Source organism: Nocardia sp. NPDC056064, from assembly GCF_042266925.1.
In the GTDB taxonomy this organism is placed as follows: Bacteria; Actinomycetota; Actinomycetes; order Mycobacteriales; family Mycobacteriaceae; genus Nocardia.
The window spans coordinates 1,844,366-1,867,400 of the sequence record NZ_JBHJWO010000001.1 but is presented as its reverse complement, the minus strand read 5'-3'; the positions used below and the strand labels follow the sequence as shown (position 1 = coordinate 1,867,400).

At 73.1% G+C, this 23,035-nt stretch carries 1 protein-coding gene; it reads left to right on the top strand.

Going from position 1 to position 23,035, the window contains the following annotated elements; all coding sequences use genetic code 11:
- Positions 1-314: 314 nt before the first annotated feature.
- Positions 315-23,021, top strand: coding sequence for a non-ribosomal peptide synthase/polyketide synthase (locus ACFC06_RS08545; RefSeq protein WP_375929150.1), 22,707 nt, complete (start codon positions 315-317; stop codon positions 23,019-23,021).
- Positions 23,022-23,035 lie beyond the last annotated feature (14 nt).

The following is a 23,035-nucleotide window of genomic DNA, read 5'->3' as shown; positions in this document are numbered from 1 at the left end:
GTGTGTCAGGTGTCGGGGTTGACGATGGAGGTCGGGAGATAACCGAGTCATAGCTGCAAGGGATGCAACCCCTGGATCGTGGGCACGGCGGAGACGGACTGGCCGGTGCCCGGTTGCATGGCAGCGCGCCGGAGCGTGGTGATCGTGTCATAGCCGATCGCACTGAATACCGGATCGCGCGGGCGGATTTCGGGCAGGGTGCCCGAGGTTGGCCGCCCACTGCCCGTCCCGTCACCCGGATGGACCCGGGAGTTCCGAGAGTTTGTGCGGTCGCGCGATGTCACCTGCGGCCGGTAGATGGAAGGCAGTGTGCGATGACCAACCCCACTCCGGCGCGCGCGGAAATCGAGCAGCTGGCAGCGCTGGTGGCGACGGTCGCGGCGATGGAGCCGGCGCGGATCGCGGTCGGGTTCGACGGCACCACGGTGTCCTACGCCGATCTCGACGCCCGGCTCACACTGATGGCCGAGCTCACCGGCGGCGCCCTCGATCCCGAGACACTGGTGCAGGTGGTGCTCGCCGAGCTGTTCCCCGGCGTGGTCGACGCGGCCGAGGGCACCTTCGGGCAACTGCTGGACGCGCTGGCCGCCGACACGATGGCCGCCCTCGGCATCGAATCCACGCACACCGCCGCGCCGACCCTGGTCGACCGGTTCACCGCCCAGCTGGCCCGCACCCCGGAGCGGGTCGCGGTGCAGTTCGGCACCGAGACCCTGACCTACGCCGAGTTCGACGCCAGGGTACGGGTGCTGGCCGCCCGGCTGGTGGCGCTCGGGGTGGGGCCCGAGGCGCTGGTCGGCCTGGCCATGCGGCGCGGTGTCGAGCTGATCGTCGCGGTGCACGCCATCGTGCGCGCGGGCGGCGCCTATGTGCCGCTGGACCCGGATCACCCGGTCGAGCGCCTGCACTACGTGCTGGAGGTGGCCCGCCCGGTCGTGGTGGTGACGCGGGCCTGCGACGAGCCGGACCTCGACGGCGCGCCGGTGCTGCGGACCGACGACATCGACTGGACCGCGCCGGCCGCAGAGGTCGACGGGGGAGCGCGGGCGGGCAATACCGCCTACGTCATCTTCACCTCCGGGTCCACCGGCAGGCCCAAGGGTGTGGCGGTGACCCACGGCGCCATCGTGGCCAACCTCGACTGGCGGCAGCGCTGCTACGGCATGACCGAGGCCGATGTCGTCCTGCAGAAGACGCCCTACACCTTCGACGTGTCGGTGTGGGAACTGTTCTGGCCCTTGCAGATCGGTGCCCGGCTGGTGGTCGCCGCACCCGGCCGCCACGGTGACCCGGCCTACCTGGCCGAGTTGATCGCCGCCGAGCGGGTGAGCATCACGCACTTCGTGCCGTCCATGCTGGCGGCGTTCGCGGGTGAGCTGGCCGAGTCCGGTGACGCGGTGGACCTGTCGTCGCTGCGGCTGGTCTTCGCCTCGGGTGAGGCGCTGCCCGCCGCCACCGCCGCGCGACTGCGCAAGCTCTCCGGTGCCACACTGCACAACCTCTACGGCCCGACCGAGGCGGCCGTCGACGTGACCGCGCACGAGGTCACCGCGGCCGACGAGGTGTCGGTGCCGATCGGTGGCCCGGCCGACGACACCGGGCTGCTGGTGCTCGACGAGAACCTCGACCAGGTGCCCGCCGGGGTGGTGGGCGAGCTGTACCTGTCCGGTATCCAGCTCGCGCGTGGCTACGTGGCGCGGCCGGGGCTGACCGCCGACCGGTTCGTGGCCAATCCGTACCGCGTGCCCGGCGAGCGCATGTACCGCACCGGTGACCTCGTCCGGCAGCTGCCCGGTGGGGTCGAGCTCGAATACCTCGGGCGTACCGACTTCCAGGTGAAGCTGCGCGGGCTGCGGATCGAGCTGGGCGAGATCGAGGCGGTGCTGGCCGCGCATCCGCGCGTCGGCAATGCCGCGGTGGTGCTGCACCGGCACGCGGCCGGGGAGGCGCTGGTCGGCTATGTGGTCAGCGTCGACGGCGAACCGCTGGACGAGGCCGAACTGGCCGCGCACGCCAAGGCGTCGATGCCGGAGTACATGGTGCCCGCGCTGCTGGTGCAGCTGGCGGCCATGCCGATCAATGCCAGCGGCAAGCTGGACCGCAAGGCCCTGCCGGAACCCGACTTCCGCGTGGCGGCCGCCGCATACCGCGCCCCGCGCACCGCGACCGAGCAGGCCGTGGCCGCCTTGTTCGCCGACCTGCTCGACGTGGAGACCGTCGGCCTGGACGACGATTTCTTCCGCCTCGGCGGCAACTCGCTCGTCGCCACCCGCGCCATCGCCCGGTTGCAGGCGAATTCCGGTGTGCGCGTGGATGTGCGCGACTTCTTCGACAACCCGACCGTCGCCGTGCTGGCCGCCCTGATCGACGGCGGCGTCGCCGACGCGCGCCCCGCCCTGGTCGCGGGTCCGCGCCCCGAGGTGCTGCCGCTCTCGCCCGCCCAGCAGCGCATGTGGTTCCTGAACCGGTTCGACCCGGCCACCGGCGCCTACAACATCCCCATCGCGGTCCGCCTCTCCGGCACCCTGGACCTGCCCGCCCTGCGCGCGGCGGTCGGCGACCTCATCGCCCGGCACGAGGTGCTGCGCACGGTGTACCCGGAGGTCGACGGCGTCGGCACCCAGGATGTGCTGACCCCCGCCGAGGCGCTCGAATTGCTCGTGGCCGAAGCAGATTCGACGATGCTCGCTGCTGGCGCTGCTGGCGCTGCTGGCGCTGCTGGCGCTGCTGGCGCTGCTGGCGCTGCTGGTGGCGGGGTGGGGGCCGAGGGGACAGGTCTGCCGGTTGCCGGTGCGGGTGGGGATTCGGGGCTGCTCGTGCCCATCGGTATTGCGGCGCGGGATCTTCCGGAGGCGCTGGCGGCGGTCATTCTCGAGGGCTTCGATGTGACCGTGGCGCCGCCGGTGCGGGCGCGGTTGTTCGAGGTCGACGGGGATCACGTGCTGGTGCTGGTGGTGCACCACATCGCGGCCGACGGCTGGTCGGCCGGGCCGCTGGTGCGCGACACCATGGTCGCGTACTCGGCGCGGACGGCCGGTGCCGCGCCCGAGTGGACGCCGCTGGCCGTGCAGTACGCCGATTACACGCTGTGGCAGCGGGCGGTGCTCGGCGCGGAGGACGACGAGACCGCGCAGGCGGGCCGCGAGATCGCCTTCTGGCGGACCGCGCTGGCCGGGCTCCCGGACGAGGTGGGCCTGCCCTCGGATCGCCCCCGACCCGCCACGGCGTCTATGCGCGGCGCCCGCGTCGGCTTCGAACTCGACGCCGACCTGGTGGCGGCGTTGAACACGATCGCCGCCGACCAGGGCGCGACCCTGTTCATGGTGCTGCACGCGGCGCTGTCGGTACTCGTCGCGCGCCTGTCGGGCAACTCCGATGTGGCGATCGGCAGCCCGGTCGCGGGCCGTGGCGCCGCCGAACTCGACGACGTGGTCGGCATGTTCGTCAATACCGCCGTGCTGCGGGCCCAGATCCGGTCGGAAGAGTCGTTCACCGCACTGCTCGGCCGCGTGCGCGCCGACGACCTGGCCGCCTTCGCGCACACCACCCTGCCGTTCGAGCGGCTCGTCGAGGTGCTCGCACCCCCGCGTTCGGCCGGACGCCACCCCCTGTTCCAGGTGGCACTGTCGCTACAAAACCTGCCGCCCACCTCGTTCGAGCTGCCGGGCCTGCGCGCCGCCGCCGTCGACCTGCCCTACGACATCGAGAAGTTCGACCTCTCGGTGACCCTGCGCGAATCCGCCACCACCGGCCTGACCGGCGAGTTCTCCTACGCCACCGATCTTTTCGACGAGGCGACCGTCGCCCGGATGACCCGCCGCTTCACCGGCCTGCTCGCCGCCGTCGCCCGCGCACCACACACCCCGGTCGCCGACCTGCCCCTGCTGATCGACACCGAACTCACCGAACTCACCACCCGCACCGGCGGCCCGGCGGCCCCCGCCCCGCTGCTGCCGGAGATCCTCGCCCGCGCCGCCGCCGACCCCACCGCGATCGCGCTGCGCGACGGCGCCCGCACCCGCACCTACGGCGACCTCGACACCACCTCCACCGCCCTCGCCGCCCGCCTGACCGCCGCGGGAATCGGCCCCGGCGATCTGGTCGCCGTCAGCATCCCGCGCTCGGCCGACTCGATCACCGCCGTCTGGGCCGTCATCAAGTCCGGCGCGGGCTTCCTGCCCGTCGACCCCACCTACCCGGCCGACCGCATCACCCACATGCTCGCCGATTCCGGTGCGGCAGCTGGCATCACGATCGCCGACATCCACCCGGACCTGCCCGCCACCGTGCCCTGGCTGCTGCTGGGCGACGCGCCGACCACCGCTACGGTGCCGGGCGCGCCGTCGAGTGACGACGGGTCGGCGGTTGCGGTGATCGACGACGGGCCGAGTTCCGATGTGGCAACCGGCCGTGTATCGCCCGCCGACGAGGTGCCCGCGCTCGATGGTAAGGCCCACGCTGACGTGCCGAGTGTCCCGGCACGCCGGGCGCTCGATCCGCGCGATCCCGCCTATGTCATCTACACCTCCGGCACCACCGGTCTGCCCAAGGGCGTGGTGATTCCGCACGCCGCTGTCGCGGCGTATCTGCCCGTGCAGGCGGGGCGCTATGTGGCCTCGGCGGACGCGCGGGTGCTGCATGTGGCCTCGCCCTCGTTCGACATCTCCGTGGCGGAGCTGCTGCTGACCGTCACCGAGGGCGCGACCATGGTGATCGCGCCGGTCGGCGTGTTCGGCGGGGCGGAGCTGGGTGCGTTGCTGCGGGCCGAGCGGGTGACCCATGTGGTGATCACGCCGTCGGCGCTGGCGACGGTGAACCCGGACGGGCTCGACGACCTGCGCGTGGTCGTCGTCGGTGGCGAGGCGTGCCCGCCGGAGCTGGTGGCGCGCTGGACCGGCGCCATCCCGGGCCTGGTGTTCCGCAACGGCTACGGCCCGACCGAGACCACCATCGTCACCAATATCAGCGAACCGCTCGGCGCGGACACCCCGATCACCCTCGGCGCGCCGGTGGAGGGCACGACCGAACTGGTGCTCGACGAGCGACTGCGGCCGGTGCCCGCCGGCGTGGTCGGCGAGCTGTACATCGCCGGACCGCAACTGGCGCGCGGCTACCATCGCAGGCCCGCGCTGACCGCGGGCCGGTTCGTCACCAACCCCTACGGTGCGCCCGGTGAGCGGATGTACCGCACCGGCGACACCGTGCGCTGGGTACACCGCGACGGCGCCTACGACCTGGAATACCTGGGGCGCAACGACTTCCAGGTGAAGGTGCGCGGCTTCCGGATCGAGCTCGGCGAGATCGACGCCGTCCTGGCCCGGCACACCTCGGTGGACTTCGCCGCGACCGTCGGTCACCGCACCGAGGCGGGGGCGACCCTGCTGGTGTCGTATGTGGTGCCCGCCGCCGGGGCGACCGTCGATGCCGCCGGTCTGCTCGCGCACGCCGCCGAGCACCTGCCCGCGCACATGGTGCCCGCCACGATCATGGCGCTGGACGCGGTGCCGCTCACCCCCGTCGGCAAGCTCGACCGGGCCGCGCTGCCCGCGCCGGTGTTCGAGGCCGCGGTCTACCGGGCGCCGCGGACCCCCGCCGAGCAGGTGGTCGCGGCCGCGTTCGCCGAGGTCCTGGGCCTGGACCGGGTCGGCCGCGACGACGACTTCTTCGACCTGGGCGGCAACTCGCTGCTCGCCACTCGCCTGATGGCCCGCATCGGCACCGATCTCGACATCCGCGTCCCGGTGCGTCAGCTCTTCGACACCAGCGCCGTGCGCACCCTCGCCGCGGCCGCCGACGCGCTGCGCGGCACCGGTTCCGGGCCCGCGCTGGTCGCGGGGGCCCGGCCCGATCCGCTGCCGCTCTCACCCGCCCAGCAGCGCATGTGGTTCCTCAACCGCTTCGATCCCGGCTCGGCCACCGACAACATCCCGATGGCCGTGCGGCTCACCGGAACACTCGATGTCGCGGCCTTGCAGCAGGCGATCGTCGACGTCCTGGAGCGCCACGAGGTGCTGCGCACCCGCTACCCGGAGCGCGACGGGCAGGCCGTCGCCGAGATCCTGTCCGCCACCGGTCTGGTGCCCGAGGTCCTCCCGCGGCTCGTGCCCGCCGCGGACGTGGCCGACGCGGTCCGCGCCTTCGCCGCGACCGGTTTCGACCTCACCGTCGACGCGCCGATCCGCGCCGCGCTGATCCGCGTCGTCACCGACGAACCGGAATACGTGCTGGTCATCGTGCTGCATCACATCGCGGCCGACGGCTTCTCGTTCGGGCCGCTGATCCGCGATGTGCTCACCGCCTACGGGGCGCGCGCCGCCGGTGCGGCGCCGCAGTGGGCGCCGCTGGCGGTGCAGTACGCCGACTACGCGATCTGGCAGCACGCGGTACTCGGTGCCGCGAACGACCCGGAATCACTGGCCGCCGCACAGCTCTCGTACTGGCGCGACACCCTCGCCGGTATGCCCGAGCAGCTCGAGCTGCCGACCGACCGCACCCGGCCCGCCGTCGCCTCGCGACGCGGCGCCACCCACGACATCGCCATCGATACCGAGACCCATCGCGCGCTCGCGGAATTCGCGCGCGCGCACGGGATCACGGTGTTCATGGCCGCCCACGCCGTGTTCGCCGCGCTGCTGGCCCGGCTCTCGGCCACCACCGACATCGCCATCGGCACCCCGGTCTCCGGACGCGGAGAGCGGGCCCTCGACGACCTCGTCGGCATGTTCGTCAACACCCTCGTGCTGCGCACCGAGGTCGCCCCGGCCACGCCGTTCACCGAGCTGGTCGCCCAGATCCGCGACACCGATCTGGCCGCCTTCGGCCACGCCGACATCCCCTTCGAACGGCTCGTCGAGGTCCTCGACCCGGTCCGCTCCACCGCGCGCAACCCGCTGTTCCAGGTGATGCTCTCGCTCAACGAGGACACCCCCCGCGCGCTCGCCCTGCCCGGGCTGACTCTCGGTGAGGTGGACCTGTCCACCGGTATCGCCAAGTTCGACATCGAACTGTCGCTCACCGAGCATCGTGACCACAACGGCGCCCCCGCGGGGCTGTCCGGCGCGTTCGTGTACGCCACCGACTTGTTCGACGCGGCCACCGTGGCCGGCTTCGCGGCGCGCCTGCACCGCCTGCTCGCCGCTGTCCTCGCCGATCCCACCCGCCCGATCGGCGATATCGACCTGCTCGACCCGGCCGAACGCACCACCGTGCTGACCACCTGGAACACCACCGCGGCCCTCGAGGCCACCGGCACCCTGGCCGACCTGTTCGCCGACCAGGTCCGCGCCACCCCCGACGCGATCGCGGTGGTCGTCGACCACGGCGACGACCACCCGACCGCCTCCGCCGGCGCCCTCGCGCGGCTGACGGACGCTGCCGCCGAGGTGCCCGAGGCCGCGGTGCTGTCGTATGCGGAATTCGGGGTACGGGTCGCGAGGCTGGCGCGGTACCTGATCGAGCGTGGCGCGGGGCCGGGTGCGCTCGTCGCCGTGGCGATGCGGCGGGGGATCGAGCAGCTGGTGGCGGTGCACGCGGTGCTGGCCGCCGGTGCCGCGTACGTGCCGGTCGATCCGGATCATCCGGCCGAGCGGACCGAGTACGTGCTCGCGCGGACCGCGCCGATCTGCGTGCTGACCGTCACCGGAAGCGGTGTGGCGACTGCGGATTCGGTCGTCACGGTCGACACCCTGGATCTGTCGGAGCTGTCCGGGGAGCCGGTCACCGATGCCGAACGGACGCTGCCGCTGCGGCCCGGACATCTCGCCTACGTGCTGTTCACCTCCGGCTCCACCGGCCGCCCGAAGGGTGTCGCGGTGCCGCACACGGCGGTGGTGAACCAGCTGCGGTGGTTGCAGCGCGAATACCCGCTCGGTGCCGACGACGTGGTGTTGCAGAAGACGCCGTTCACCTTCGACGCCGCGGTGTGGGAACTGCTGTGGCCGTTGCAGGTCGGCGCCCGCCTGGTGCTGGCCACCGCCGACGGGCACCGCGACCCCGCCTATCTGGCGGACGCGACGGTGCGTCACGGCGTGAGCGTGGTGCAGTACGTGCCCTCGGTGCTGGCCGCCGTCCTCACGGAACCGGCCGCTGCCCAGGCCGATTCGCTGCGGCTGGTCTTCGCCGGTGGTGAGGCGCTGACAGCGCAGCTGGCGCACGCGGTGCGGACGAGCACCGGCGCGGAGGTGGTCAATCTCTACGGCCCCACCGAGACCGCCATCCAGGTCACCACCCACCGCGTCGGCGACGACCGGGGCGCGGCGGTGCCGATCGGTATACCGGTCGCCGGAACCCGTGTGTACGTGCTGGATTCGCGGCTGCGGCCGGTTCCGGTGGGGGTGCCCGGCGAACTGTATGTGGCGGGCACCCAGCTCGCCGACGGCTACCACGGCCGCGCCGACCTGACCGCCGAACGCTTCGTCGCCGACCCGTTCGGCACCGGCGCACGCCTCTACCGCACCGGCGACCTCGTCACCTGGCGCACCGGCCCCGACGGCCCGGCCCTGCACTACCTGGGCCGCACCGACTTCCAGGTGAAACTGCGCGGCCTGCGCATCGAACCGGCCGAGATCGAAGCGGCTCTCGGCGCGGTGCCGGGCGTGCGCCGGGTCGCGGTCATGGTCCGCTCGGACGAAGGACGCCCCGACCAACTGGTCGCCTACGTCGTCCGGTCCACCGAACCCGCTGCGCTGGATACTGCCGCCGACACCACGGCCGCGGCGACTTCCGCCACGCTGGATGACGCCGTCGCCACGGACGCGGCGACTTCCGCCACGTTGGATGACGCCGTCACCAGGCACGCGGTGACCCCGGCCGTGCTGGATGCCGCTGTCGCTGCGGTGTTGCCCTCGTACATGGTGCCCGGTGCGTATGTCTTCCTCGACGAGCTGCCCGTGAACAGCTCCGGCAAGCTGGATCGCCGTGCTCTGCCCGCCCCCGAGGTCCGCACCCTGGACTTCCGCGAGCCCGCTACCGCGACCGAGCGGATCGTGGCCGCCACCTTCGCCGGGGTCCTCGACCTCGAGCGGGTCGGGGCCGACGACGACTTCTTCGCCCTCGGTGGCAACTCGCTGCTGGCCACCCAGGTGGCCGCGCGGCTCGGCGCCGCCCTCGACGCCCGGGTTCCGGTGCGTGAGCTGTTCGAGGCGAGCAGTGTCGGTGGGCTCGCGGTGCGGCTGGACGCGCTGCGCGGGACCGGAAGCAGGAGGGGGCCGGTGGCCGGGCAACGGCCGCAGCGCATTCCGCTCTCGCCCGCCCAGCAGCGCATGTGGTTCCTGCACCGCTTCGATCCGGACTCGGCGGCGTACCACATCCCGGTCGCTCTGCGGCTCAGCGGCGAACTCGACGCCGCCGCGCTGCGCGGCGCCCTCGGCGACCTGATCGCCCGGCACGAGACCCTGCGCACCACCTACCCCGAATTCGACGGGCAGGCCACGCAACTCGTCGGCGCGCCGTTCGTGCCCGAGCTGGCCGTCACCGAGGTCGACGCGGCCGCCGTGCCCGCGGCCATCGTGACCGCGCTGGCCGGTGGGTTCGACATCACCACCGAGGTGCCGGTGCGCGCCGTCCTGCTGCGGGTCGCCCCGGCCGAGCACGTGCTGGTGCTGGTGGTGCACCACATCGCCGCCGACGGCTGGTCGATGGGTCCGCTGACCCGCGACCTGGTCACCGCCTACGCCGCCCGCACCGCGGGCCTCACCCCGCAGCTGCCCGCGCCGGCCGTCCACTACGCCGACTACGCGCTGTGGCAGGTGGAGGGCCTGGGCAGTGCCGACGATCCGGACGCGCCGCTGGCCCGCCAGCTCGGCTACTGGACCGACCGCCTCGCCGGACTGCCCGACGTGCTGACCCTGCCCGCCGACCGTCGCAGGCCGCTCATCGCCTCCAACCGGGGCGCCACCCTCACCACCACCCTGGACGCCGACCTGCACCGCGGCATCGAGGACCTGGCCCGCGCCCACCGCGCCACCCCGTTCATGGTGCTGCACGCCGGGCTCGCGGTGCTGCTGGCCCGGCTCTCCGCGGGTGCCGACATCGTCGTCGGCACCCCGGTCGCCGGACGTGGTCATCGCGAACTCGACGACATCGTCGGCATGTTCGTCAACACGCTGGTGCTGCGCGCCGAGGTGCGCTCCGGTGCCCGCTTCAGCGACCTGCTCGACGAGGTCCGCGCCGGTGACCTCGACGCCTTCGACAATGCCGACGTGCCCTTCGAAAGCCTCGTCGACGCGCTCAATCCGGCACGCTCGCAGGGCTATTCACCGCTCTACCAGGTGTCGCTGGCGCTGCAGAACCAGCGCCGCACCGCCTTCGAACTGCCCGGCCTCACCCTGTCGGGGCTGACTCTGCCGGACGCGCCGATCGAGGTGGACCTGGACTTCACCTTCGTCGACCGGTTCGCCGCCGACGGCACCGCCGAGGGACTCGACCTCGAACTGCGCTACGCCACCGACCTGTTCGACGCGGACACCGTCGCCGACCTGGTCGCCATGCTCGAGCGCGTCCTGCGCGCGGCCATCGCCGATCCGGGGACACCGGTCGGTGACCTCGCCCTGCACGACGCCGCCGGTCACGCCGCGCTGCTCGCGGGCCCGCACGGTGACGTGGAACCCCTCGAGCGCGCCCTCGCCGAACTCGGTGTGCGCGCCCCGCTGGCCGCGCATCTGCTCGACGCCGCGACCGCCCGCGATCCACACGCGGTGGCGGCGGTGTTCGAAGGCACCGAGATCGGTTACGGCGCCCTCGCGGCCCGGGCCAACCGGTTCGCGCGCAGGCTGATCGAATGCGGTGTCGGCCCGGAAACCCCGGTGGCCGTGGCGGTTCCGCGCGGTATCGACCTGCTGGTGGTGCTGCACGGCGTGCTCGCGGCCGGTGGCGTGTACGTGCCGATCGACCCCACCCAGCCCGCCGACCGCATCGGGCACGTGCTCGAGACCGCCGCGCCCCGGCTGGTGGTCGCCGCCGCGGCCGCCGACCTCGACCACGTCGACTCCAGTATCCGATCCGCCACCGCCTCGGTGCATTTCGCGGCCGCCTCGCGCTCCGGGTTCCCGGTGCTCACCGTCGCCCAGCTCGAGGACCCCGCCCAGCGGCCCGTGCCCGGCACGCCGGTCAGCGATGCCGAGCGGCTCGCCCCGCTGCACCCGGAGCACCCGGCGTACGTGCTTTTCACCTCCGGCTCGACCGGCACCCCCAAGGGGGTCATGGTGTCGCATCGCGCCCTGGTCAACGAATTGTGCTGGCTGCGCGGCGAATACACGATGACCGCCGCCGACCGGTTCCTGCAGCGCGCCCCGCTGACCTTCGACGTCTCGATCTGGGAACTGCTCGCCCCCGCCCTGCTCGGCGCGCCACTGGTGCTGCTGCGCCCCGGCGGTCACCTCGACCTGGCCTACCAGGCGCGGGTGCTGCGTGACCAGCGCGTCACCATCGCGGAATTCGTGCCCTCGGTGCTGGCCGCCCTGCTCGCCGAAGGTCTCGGCGACGCACTGGGCGGGCTGCGGATGCTGCACGCGGGCGGTGAGGAACTGCCCGCGCCGCTGGCGGCCGCGCTGCTCGCCGCGATTCCCGGCGAACTGCACAACACCTACGGCCCGACCGAGGTGACCATCACCAGCACCTTCCAGCAGATCACCGCGCCGGTCGAGCAGACCGAACTGCCCATCGGCAGGCCCAGCTGGAATGTGCGCGCCTACGTCCTCGACGAGCGGCTGCATCCGGTGGCCGCCGGGGTCGCGGGGGAGCTGTATCTGGCGGGCGCCCAGCTCGCGCGCGGCTATCTGGGCAAGCCGGATCTGACGGCGGACCGGTTCGTCGCCGACCCGTACGGTCCCGACGGCACCCGCATGTACCGGACCGGTGACCTGGTGCGCCGTGACCGCTCGGGGGCCCTGGTCTATCTGGGCCGCAACGACTTCCAGGTGAAGATCCGCGGCCTGCGGATCGAGCTCGGCGAGATCGAGTCCGCGCTCGGCGACGCACCGGGCGTCACCCACGCGACCGTGCTGCCCGCCGTCGACGACGCCGGGCGCCAGTGTCTGGTCGCCTACGTCGCCGGTGACGTGGAGCCCGCCGTGGTGCGCGGACATGTCGCGAGCCGGGTGCCCGCCTACATGGTGCCCGCGCATCTGGTCGTGCTCGACACGGTGCCGCTGAACTCCGCGGGCAAGCTGGACCGCTCCGCCCTGCCCGCCCCCGACCTGTCCGTCACCGCCGCCTATGTCGCGCCGCGACCGGGCGCGCAGACCACCCTCGCCGGGGTGATCGCTGAACTGCTCGGGGTGGACCGCGTCGGCGCCGACGACGACTTCTTCGCCGTCGGCGGCAACTCGCTGCTGGCCATGCGCCTGGTCGCGCGCGCCAACGCGGCGCTGGGCAGCGCGCTGGACGTGCGCGACGTCTTCGACGCGCCCACCGTGGCCGCCCTGGCCGAGCGTGCCGGGGTCCACCGTGAACAGCTCCCCGCGCTGGTCGTGGCCGCACCGCGCCCGGCCCGTATTCCGTTGTCGCTGGCCCAGACCCGCCTGTGGCTGCTCAACCGCATCGAACCCGGCTCGGCCGTCTACACCCTGCCCATCGCCCTGCGCCTGACCGGCGAGCTGGACACCGACGCGCTGTGGGCAGCACTCGGCGATGTGATCGAACGGCACGAATCGCTGCGCACGATCTTCCCGGAGGACGCCGACGGCCCGACCCAGGTCGTCCTCCCGGCCGACCGTGTCCGGCCCGCCGCAGAGGTACGCGAACTCCCCGAGACCGACCTGCCGGACGCTGTACGCGCCGTCGTCGGCGCCGGCTACGACCTCACCACCGAGCCGCCGCTGCGCGCCGCCTTGTTCCGCCGCACCACACCGAGCCCGATGGGCAGCGACGATGCGGTGGCGCGCGACGTCCAGGCCGGGCCGGACGTGGTGATCGCCGAGCCGAACACGGCGGTGGCCGAGCACGACGTGGAATTCGCTGAGCCGAGCTCGCTGGTGGCTGGGCCGAGCCCGGCGGTGTCCGAGTCGAATCCCGCGGGGTTCGTTCGGAATCCGCAGGCGAGGGAGGGGGGTCCGACCGAGGTCGAGCATGTGCTCGTGCTCGCGGTGCATCACATCGCCGCGGACGGGGTGTCGACGACACCGTTGGCACGTGATCTGATCACCGCCTATGCGGCGCGGGTGGCGGGAACGATGCCACAGTGGGCGCCGCTGCCGGTGCAGTACCCGGACTTCACGCTGTGGCAGCGCGAGGTACTCGGCGATCCGGACGATCCGGAGTCGCGGCTGGCGCGGCAGGTGGCGCACTGGCGGGACGAACTGGCCGGGCTCGCGCCGGTGCTGGAGCCGGCGACCGATCGGCCGCGGCCGGTGGTGCGCTCCGGAGCAGGCGGGTCGGTCGGATTCGACGTGCCCGGCAAGGTGGTCGCCGGGATCGAGGCGCTGGCCCGCAGGCACGGGGTGTCCACGTTCATGGTGGTGCACGCGGCGTTCGCGGTGCTGCTCGCCAGGCAGGGCGCGGGCGCCGATATCGCCATCGGCACGCCGGTGGCCGGTCGGGCCGATGCCGCGCTCGACGATCTGGTCGGCATGTTCGTCAATACCCTGGTGCTGCGGACCGAGGTCGACGCGGGCGCCGGGTTCGGCGAGCTGCTCGCCACGGTGCGGGCGGCCGATCTGCGGGCGTTCGCCCACGCCGAGCTGCCGTTCGAACGGCTCGTCGACGAGCTGAATCCGGTGCGGTCGACGGCCTATTCGCCGCTCGTGCAGGTGATGCTCGCCTTCGAGCATCGCGAGGACACCGCGATCGAGCTGCCCGGTCTGCGCATCGCCGAATTCGCCCTGCCCGCCGCGACGACGCAGTTCGATCTGTCGCTGGCCGTCAACGAGATCACCGATGCGGCAGGCGAACCCGGCATGCGGGGCTGGCTGCGCTACGCCACCGATCTGTTCGACGCCGACACCGTCGCTGCCTTCGGCGCGCGCTTCGTGCGGGTGCTCAGCGCCGTCGTCGCCGACGACACCGTCCCGGTCGGCGCCATCGATCTGCTCGATGCCGGTGAGACCGCCCAGCTGGCGGCCTGGAACGACACGGCCGCGCCGCTCGACACCACCGCCACCCTGGTCTCGCTGTTCACCGAGCAGGCCCGGCGCAGCCCCGACGCGGTGGCCCTCGACTTCGAGGGCGCACGGATCACCTACGGCGAGTTCGCCGAACGCGTGACCCGTCTGGCCCGGTGGCTCATCGCCGAGCAGGTCGGGCCGGGTGCCGTCGTCGGTGTCGGTCTGCGGCGCGGGATCGACCTGCTGGTGGCCCTGTACGCGGTGCAGGCCGCGGGCGCGGCGTACCTGCCGCTGGACCCCGACCACCCGGCCGACCGCCTCGCCGATGTGCTCGACACCGCGGCACCGGTCTGTGTCCTGGCCGCGGCGGGCTTCCCCGACACCGGGACCCGCACGGTCGATCCGGCCGATCTGGATCTGAGCGGTTTCGACAGCGCACCCGTCACCGACGCCGAGCGGCTGCGGCCGCTGCGCGGCGCCGACCTGGCCTACGTGCTGTTCACCTCCGGCTCCACCGGCAAGCCCAAGGGTGTCGCGGTCGCGCACACCGCCATCGTCAACCGCCTGGTCTGGATGCAGGACACCTACCGGCTCGACGCCGCGAGCACCGTGTTGCAGAAGACGCCCATCACCTTCGACGTGTCGGTCTGGGAACTGTTCTGGCCCTTGCAGATCGGTGCCACCCTGGTGATCGCCCGCCCCGACGGGCACCGCGACCCCGCCTACCTGGCCGAGGTCGTCACCCGCACCGGCGTCGACGTCGCGCACTTCGTGCCCTCGATGCTGGCCGCCTTCCTCGCCGAACCCCGTGCCGCCGAGTGCGTGTCGCTGCGGCAGGTGTTCGCCTCCGGTGAGGCGCTGCCCGCCGCCGACGCGCAGCGGTTGCGGACGCTGCTGCCCGGGGTGGCCGTGCACAATCTGTACGGGCCCACCGAGGCCGCGGTCGACGTCACCTTCCACGAGGTCACCGATGCCGACACGGTCACCGTCCCGATCGGCGCGCCGGTCGCCAATACGGCCCTGCACGTTCTGGACGGGCGGCTGCGGCCGGTGCCCGTGGGTGTCCCGGGTGAGCTGTACCTGGCCGGTGTCCAGCTGGCGCGCGGCTACCTCGCCCGCCCGGACCTGTCCGCCGACCGCTTCGTCGCCGACCCCTACGGGCAGCCAGGTTCTCGGATGTACCGCACCGGCGACCTCGTGGTGCGCACCCGCACCGGTGAACTGGAATACCTGGGCCGCACCGACTTCCAGGTGAAGCTGCGCGGCCTGCGGATCGAGCTCGGCGAGATCGAAGCCGTCCTCACCGGGGTCGAGGGTGTGGATCGCGCGGTCGTCACCGTCCGCGACGACGGCATCGGCGACCACCTCGTCGCCTACCTGCTCCCCGCGGGCACCCGCCGAGCCCTGCTCGACCTCGACGAGGTGAAAGCCGCTCTGCGGCACGCACTTCCGGCCTACATGGTGCCGGGTGTCTTCGTGGTGCTCGACGAGTTCCCGGTGAACGCGTCCGGCAAGCTGGATCGCCGGGCGTTGCCCGCGCCGGAGCTGGTGGTCCGGGAGTTCCGGGCGCCGTCGACGCCCACTGAACTGCTCGTGGCCGGAGTGGTCGCCGAGGTGCTCGGGGTCGAGACGGTCGGCGCCGACGACGACTTCTTCGATCTGGGTGGCAACTCGCTCGTCGCCACCAGGGTCGCCGCACGGCTCGGCGCGGCGCTGGAGCGGCAGGTGCCGGTGGCGCGGATCTTCGAGACCCCGGTGGTGGCCGAGCTGGCCGCCGCCCTCGATGCCGAGAACGGGACCGCGCGGGTGGCACTGGTGGCGGGGGAGCGGCCCGCCGCGATTCCACTCTCGCCCGCCCAGCAGCGCATGTGGTTCCTCAACCGGTTCGATCCCGACTCGGCCGGCTACAACGTGCCCGTCGCCGTGCGGCTGCGCGGGGCGCTCGACCCGGACGCGCTCGCGGACGCGATCACCGATCTCGTCGAGCGGCACGAGGTCCTGCGCACGTACTACCCGGAAACCCCCGACGGGCCGGTGCAGCGGATCGTCACCGCCGCCGAAGCCGGTGTCGCACTGCGGGTCCGTGACCTCCCGGCCGAGCGGATCGTCGCGGCCGTGACCGAACTCGCCGCCACCACCTTCGACGTCACCGCCGCAGTGCCGTGGCAGGTGGTGCTGTACCGGATCACCGCCGACGAGGCCGTGCTGGCGCTGGTCGTGCACCACATCAGCGCCGACGGGTCCTCGATGCCGCCGCTGGTGCGCGACCTGATGACCGCCTACCTGGCGCGCCGCGACGGCACTGCGCCGCGGTGGACACCGCTGCCTGTGCAGTACGCCGACTACGCGCTGTGGCAGCGCGCGGTGCTCGGCGAGGAGTCCGATCCGGGTTCCGTCGCCGCTCGTCAGCTCGACTTCTGGCGCACCGAACTCGCCGACCTGCCCGAGGAACTCGCGCTGCCCCTGGACCGGCCGCGCCCGGCGGTACGCAGCCTCGCCGGTGGCACCGTGCCGGTGACCCTCGACGCCGCCACCCACGCCCGGCTGAGCGCCCTGGCCAAGGACGCGGGCGCCACGCTGTTCATGGTGGTGCACACCGCCTTCGCCGCCCTGCTCGGCAGGCTCTCCGGCAGTGCCGACATCACCGTCGGCACCCCGGTCGCGGGGCGCGGGGAGGCCGCGCTCGAGGACCTGATCGGCATGTTCGTCAACACGCTGGTCTTCCGCACCCGGCTGACGGCGGGAGAGTCGTTCCGGCAGTTGCTGATCCGGCAGCGGGCCACCGACCTCGCGGCCTACGCCCACGCCGACGTGCCGTTCGAGCGTCTCGTCGAGGTCCTCGACCCGGCCCGCTCGACCGCGCGGCACCCGCTGTTCCAGGTCGGGTTCTCCTTCCAGAACTTCGAGCGTGCCGAACTGGCCCTGCCCGGAATCACGGTGTCGGGCATCGACACCGACACCGAGCTGTCCCAGTTCGACCTGCACCTCATCGTCAGCGACGACTACACCGCCGACGGCGAGGCCGCGGGCGTCACCGGTGTGCTCACCTACGCCCACGACGTGTTCGACACCGCCACCGCCGCGGCCGTCGCCACGCGTCTGGAACGGCTGCTCACCGCCGTGGCCGCCGATCCGCACGCGCCGCTGGACACCGTCGACGTGCTCGAGCCCGCCGAACGGGCCCGCGTCCTCGCCGAGTGGAACGCCACCACCCACGAGATCGACCGCACGGCGACCCTGCTCACCCCGTACCGCGTCCAGGCGCATGCCCGGCCCGAAGCGACCGCCCTCGTCTTCGAGGACGCGACGCTGACCTACGCCGCGTTCGACGCCCGGGTGAACCGGCTGGCCCGCCACCTGATCGCCGAGGGCGTGGGGCCGGAGGTGCTGGTCGCGCTGGCCATGCGCCGGTCCGTCGACCTGGTGGTGGCCATGTACGCGGTGCTCACCGCGGGCGGCGCCTACGTGCCGATCGACCCCGACCACCCGTCCGACCGCATCGCCCAGGTACTCGACACCGCCCGCCCGCACCTCGTCCTCACCACCCGTCGCGACGAGTTCACCGTGCCCGGGTCGCTCGCGCCGAGGCTCCTCACCCTCGACGACCTCGACACCGCGCGCTACGCCGCGCATCCGGTGGCCGACGCCGAACTCCGCGCGCCGCTACGGGATTCCCACCTCGCCTATGTGCTGTTCACGTCCGGTTCCACCGGCAGGCCCAAGGGTGTGGCGATGAGCCACGCGGGGATTCGCAATCAGATCGCGTGGCTGATCGAGCAGTACCGGCTCGGTGACGGCGATGTGTACCTGCAGAAGTCGGCGGCCGGGTTCGACCTGTCGGTGTGGGGGTACTTCGCTCCGCTCGCGGCGGGCGCGACCCTCGTCCTGGCCACGCCGGACGGGCATCGTGACCCGCAGTACCTGGCCGAGCTCGTCGCGGTGCGAGGCGTCACCGTCGCCGACTTCGTGCCGTCCATGCTGGCGATGTTCGCCGCGCAGGCGCAGGCCGGACAGCTGACCAGCCTGCGGCTGCTGCTCGCCATCGGCGAGGCGCTCACCCCGGAGATCGTGGCCGCCGTCGGCGCGAAGACCTCGGCGCCCGTGCACAATCTGTACGGGCCGACCGAGGCGGCGGTATCGGTCACCGCGTGGCCCGCCGCCGGGGCGACCGGCGCGACCGTACCGATCGGGGTGCCCGCCTGGAACACCCGCGTGTACGTCCTCGACGACCGGCTGCGGCCCGTCGCACCCGGCGTCGCGGGGGAGCTGTACCTCGCGGGAGAACAGCTGGCCCGCGGATATCTCGGACGTGCCGACCTCTCGGCGGACCGGTTCGTCGCCGACCCGTTCGGCGCGCCGGGGCAGCGGATGTATCGCACCGGTGACCTGGTGCGCTGGAACCGCGACGGCGTGCTGATCTATCTGGCGCGCATCGACTTCCAGGTGAAATTCCGTGGTCAGCGCATCGAGCTGGGTGAGATCGAGGCGGCGCTGGGTGCGCTGCCCGAGGTCAGCCAGGCCGCGGCGGTCGTCTCCCCGAGCGAGACCGGTGACCGGCTCGTCGGATACGCGGTGCCGGTGCCCGGCGTCGTGCTCGATCCGGTGCTGCTGCGCACCGAGGTCGCGGCGATACTGCCGTCGTACATGGTGCCGTCGGTGATCGTGGTGCTCGAGGCGTTCCCGCTCAACACCTCCGGCAAGCTCGACCGCAAGGCCCTGCCGACGCCGGAGTTCGTGGCGCGACCGTTCCGTGCGCCGGTGACCCCGGTGCAGCGGGTGGTCGCCGAGGTCTTCGGGGAAGTGCTGGGGCGCACCGGGATCGGCCTCGACGACGACTTCTTCGAACTCGGCGGCAACTCCCTCGTCGCCACCCGGGTGGCCGCCCGCCTCGGCGCGGCGCTGTCCACCCGGGTACCCGTGCGGGTGCTGTTCGAGGCGACCACGGTCGCCGGGCTGGCCGCCGCACTGGCCGGACAGGCCGGCACCGGCGCCGGACTCGCCCTGGTCGCGGAGCAACGGCCACACCGGATTCCGCTCTCCGCCGCCCAGCAGCGGATGTGGCTGCTCAACCGGCTCGACCCGGACTCGGCCGCCTACAACATCCCGATCGCGGTGCGGCTCACCGGCGACATCGACGCCCCGGCGCTGGCCGCCGCGGTCACCGATGTGCTCGACCGGCACGAGGTGCTGCGCACCGCCTATCCCGCGATCGACGGCATCGGCCACCAGGCGGTGTGGGAATTCGTGCCCGCGCCGGTGGTGGAGGCCGTGGACCGGATCGCGGTGCCCGCCATAGTGGCCGCCGAGATCGGCCGCGGCTTCGACGTCACCGCCGCGCCGCCGGTGCGGGTGCGGGTGCTGCGCTGCGCGCCCGACGAAGTGGTGCTGGTGGTGGTCGTGCACCACATCAGCGCCGACGGCTTCTCCGCCGGACCGCTGCTGCGCGACATGACCGCCGCCTACCTCGCGCGCCGCGCGGGCGCCGAACCCGGCTGGGCGCCGCTGCCGGTGCAGTACGCCGACTACACGCTGTGGCAGCGCGCGGTGCTGGGCAGCGAGGACGACACCGACTCGCTCGCCGCCCGCCAGATCCGGTTCTGGCGCGACGAACTGGCCGGGCTGCCCGGCCTGCTCGACCTGCCCACCGACCGGCCCCGCCCCGCGGTCGCCTCCCAGCGCGGCGCGAGCGTGGACACCGTGATCGCGCCGCGGCTCTGGCAGCGCGTCGGACAGCTCGCCCGCGGTGCCGAGGCCAGCGAGTTCATGGTGGCGCACGCGGCGCTGGCCGTGCTGCTCGCGCGGTTCAGCGGCAGCGGCGACATCGCCGTGGGCACACCGGTCGCCGGTCGCGGCGACCGCGCGCTCGACGCGCTGGTGGGCATGTTCGTCAACACCCTGGTGCTGCGCACCGCGGTCGACCCCGCCGACTCCTTCCGCACGCTGCTGCACCGCGCCCGCCGGGTCGACCTGGACGCCTTCGAACACGCCGACGTGCCCTTCGAACGGCTCGTCGACGCGCTCGACCCGGTCCGTTCCACCGCGCACACCCCGCTGTTCCAGGTGATGCTCGCCTTCCAGAACCTCGACGCCGCCCCGGCCGAGGTGGTGCTGCCCGAGCTCACCGTGACCGGGCTGGACGCCCCGGCCGCCGTCGCCAAGTTCGACCTGGACCTGGTGCTCACCGACACCGCCGACGGCGGCTGCGCGGTGAGCCTCACCTACGCCACCGACCTGTTCGACGCGGACACCGCCGCCCGCCTCGCCGAGGGGTACGTGCGGGTCCTGGACGCGGTGACCGCGAATCCCGACGGTGTGGTCGGCGAGGTCGACCTGCGCACCGACGCCGACCGCGCGCTCTTCGGCACCTGGTGCGACACCGCGGCCCCGGCCGTGGCGGACGTGCTGCTGCCCGACGGGTTCGCCCGGCAGGCCGCCGCCACCCCCGACGCCGTCGCGGTGGTCGACGGCGACACCTGGCTCACCTACGCCGAATTCGCGACCAGAGTGCACCGGCTGGCCCGGCACCTGCTCGCGCACGGCGTCGGCCCGGACACCGCCGTCGCGGTGGCGGTGCGCCGCTCGGCGGACCTGCTGGTCGGGGTGTACGCGGTGCTCGCCGCGGGCGGGACCTATGTGCCGGTCGATCCCGATCATCCGGCCGAACGGATCGCCCGCATCCTGCGGATCGCCCAGCCCGCCTGTGTGCTCACCACCGGCCGCGACCGGGTCGACCTGCCGGGCGGGCTCGACACCGTCGACCTGGACACCGTGGACCTCGACGCCTACCCGGACGGCCCGATCGTCGACGCCGAACGGGCCCAGCCGCTGCTGCCCGAGCACACCGCGTACGTCATCTTCACCTCCGGTTCCACCGGCCTGCCCAAGGGCGTCGGGGTGCCGCACCGCGCGATCGTCAACCAGCTCGACTGGCTGGCCGGGCGATTCGGCTTCGCCGCCGGTGACACCGTGCTGCACAAGACACCGGTCACCTTCGACGCCTCGATCTGGGAACTGCTGCTGCCCCAGCGCATCGGCGCCTGCACCGTCGTCGCCCGTCCCGGCGGACACGGCGACCCGGCCTACCTGGCCGCGCTGATCGCCGAATACGGCATCGACACCGTGCAGTTCGCCCCGACGCTGCTGGCCGCCTACGCCGCCGAAGTGGAACGCGGTGCGGTCCGGCAGAGTTCGCTGCGGCGGGTGTTCGCCGGTGGCGAGGAACTGCCCGCCGCGCTGGCCCAGCGCGTGCGCGCGCTGACCGGGGCCGACGTGGTGAACCTGTACGGGCCCACCGAAACCGCCGTCCAGGTGAGCGCGCACACGGTCACCGACGCCGACACGGTCACCGTGCCGATCGGCGCGCCGGTGCGCAACACCGGGCTCTACGTGCTGGACGCGCGTCTGCGGCCGGTGCCGACGGGGGTGACCGGCGAGCTGTACGTCGGCGGTGCGCAGCTCGCGCACGGCTACCTCGGCGCGGCCGAACTCACCGCCGAACGGTTCGTGCCCGATCCGTTCGGCGCGCCGGGAGCCCGGATGTACCGCACCGGCGACCTCGTGCGCCTGCGCGCGGACGGAAGTGGCACGGCCGCACTGGAATACGTCGGCCGGTCCGATCTGCAGGTCAAGCTCAACGGTCAGCGTCTCGAGCTCGGTGAGGTGGAAGCCGCGCTGCAGCGGCAGCCGGGTGTCGCCCAGGCCGCGGCGGCCGTGGTCGCGGGGGTGGGTGCCGACCGGCTCGTCGGGTACGTCGTCCTGCGTGAGGGCCACGGCGATGCCGCTGACCTGCGTGCCGCGCTGGCCGCGGAACTGCCCGGCTACCTGGTGCCCGCCGTGGTGCTCGCGCTCGACGCGTTCCCGGTCAACACCTCCGGCAAGCTCGATCGCGCCGCCCTGCCCCGGCCGGAACTGCGCCAGGCCGCCTACCGTGCGCCGGTCACCGCCACCGAACAGCGTGTCGCCGCCGAGTTCGCCCGGGTCCTCGACCTGGACCGGATCGGCATGGACGACAACTTCTTCGACCTCGGCGGCAACTCGCTGACCGCGGTCCAGCTGTCGGCGCGGCTGAGCGAGACACTGGGCGTGGCGGTGCCGGTGGCCTGGTTCTTCGCCGAACCGACACCGTCGGTCATCGCCGCACGCGTGGCCGGACAGCAGGATTCGGCCGACGACGCGTTCGCGGTGCTGTTGCCGCTGCGCACCGGCGGCCGCGGCGCACCCCTGTTCTGCATCCACCCGGTCGGTGGCGTGGCGTGGTCGTTCGCGGGGATCACCCGCCACCTCGACCCCGAGCGTCCGGTCTACGGCCTGCAGTCACCCGCGCTCAGCGCCACCGAACCGCTGCCCGCGACCATCGAGGACTGGGCCGATCGCTATGTGGCCGCCATCCGGTCGGTGCAGCCCGACGGGCCCTACCACCTGCTCGGCTGGTCGCTGGGCGGGCTGCTCGCGCACGCGGTGGCCACCCGGTTGCAGGCCGACGGCGCGACGGTGGCCCGGCTGGCCATGATGGACAGCTGGCTCGGCGACGCGCCCACCGGCACCGCGGCCCCGACGGTCGGCGACCTGCTCGGCGGCACGGCGGGCCAGGACGTGCCCTTCGACGTCGACGGACTGGTCGACGCCGCCGCCGCGCTCGGCGGACCGCTGGCCGGACTGGACCGGGCCCGCGTCACCCGCATCGTCGACGCCGCGGTGGCCTCGACGCAACTGGTCGACGACTACCGGCCACGCCGGTTCGACGGTGACCTGGTGTACTTCGCGGCCACCGTCGACGACCCCACCGGCGCGCGCGGCGCGGCGAGCTGGGCGGAGGCGATCGGCGGCACCGTGCACCGGCACGGCATCGACGCCACGCACTGGGCGATGACGGGCGAGCAGGCGCTCGCCCGGATCGCGGCCGTTCTCGACCGGGCCGAACCCGGCGACGGCACCGGCGATCCGGCCAGGGCCGCTGCACGGGCGGGGGCGATGGGCGCATAGAATCGCGGCACCGG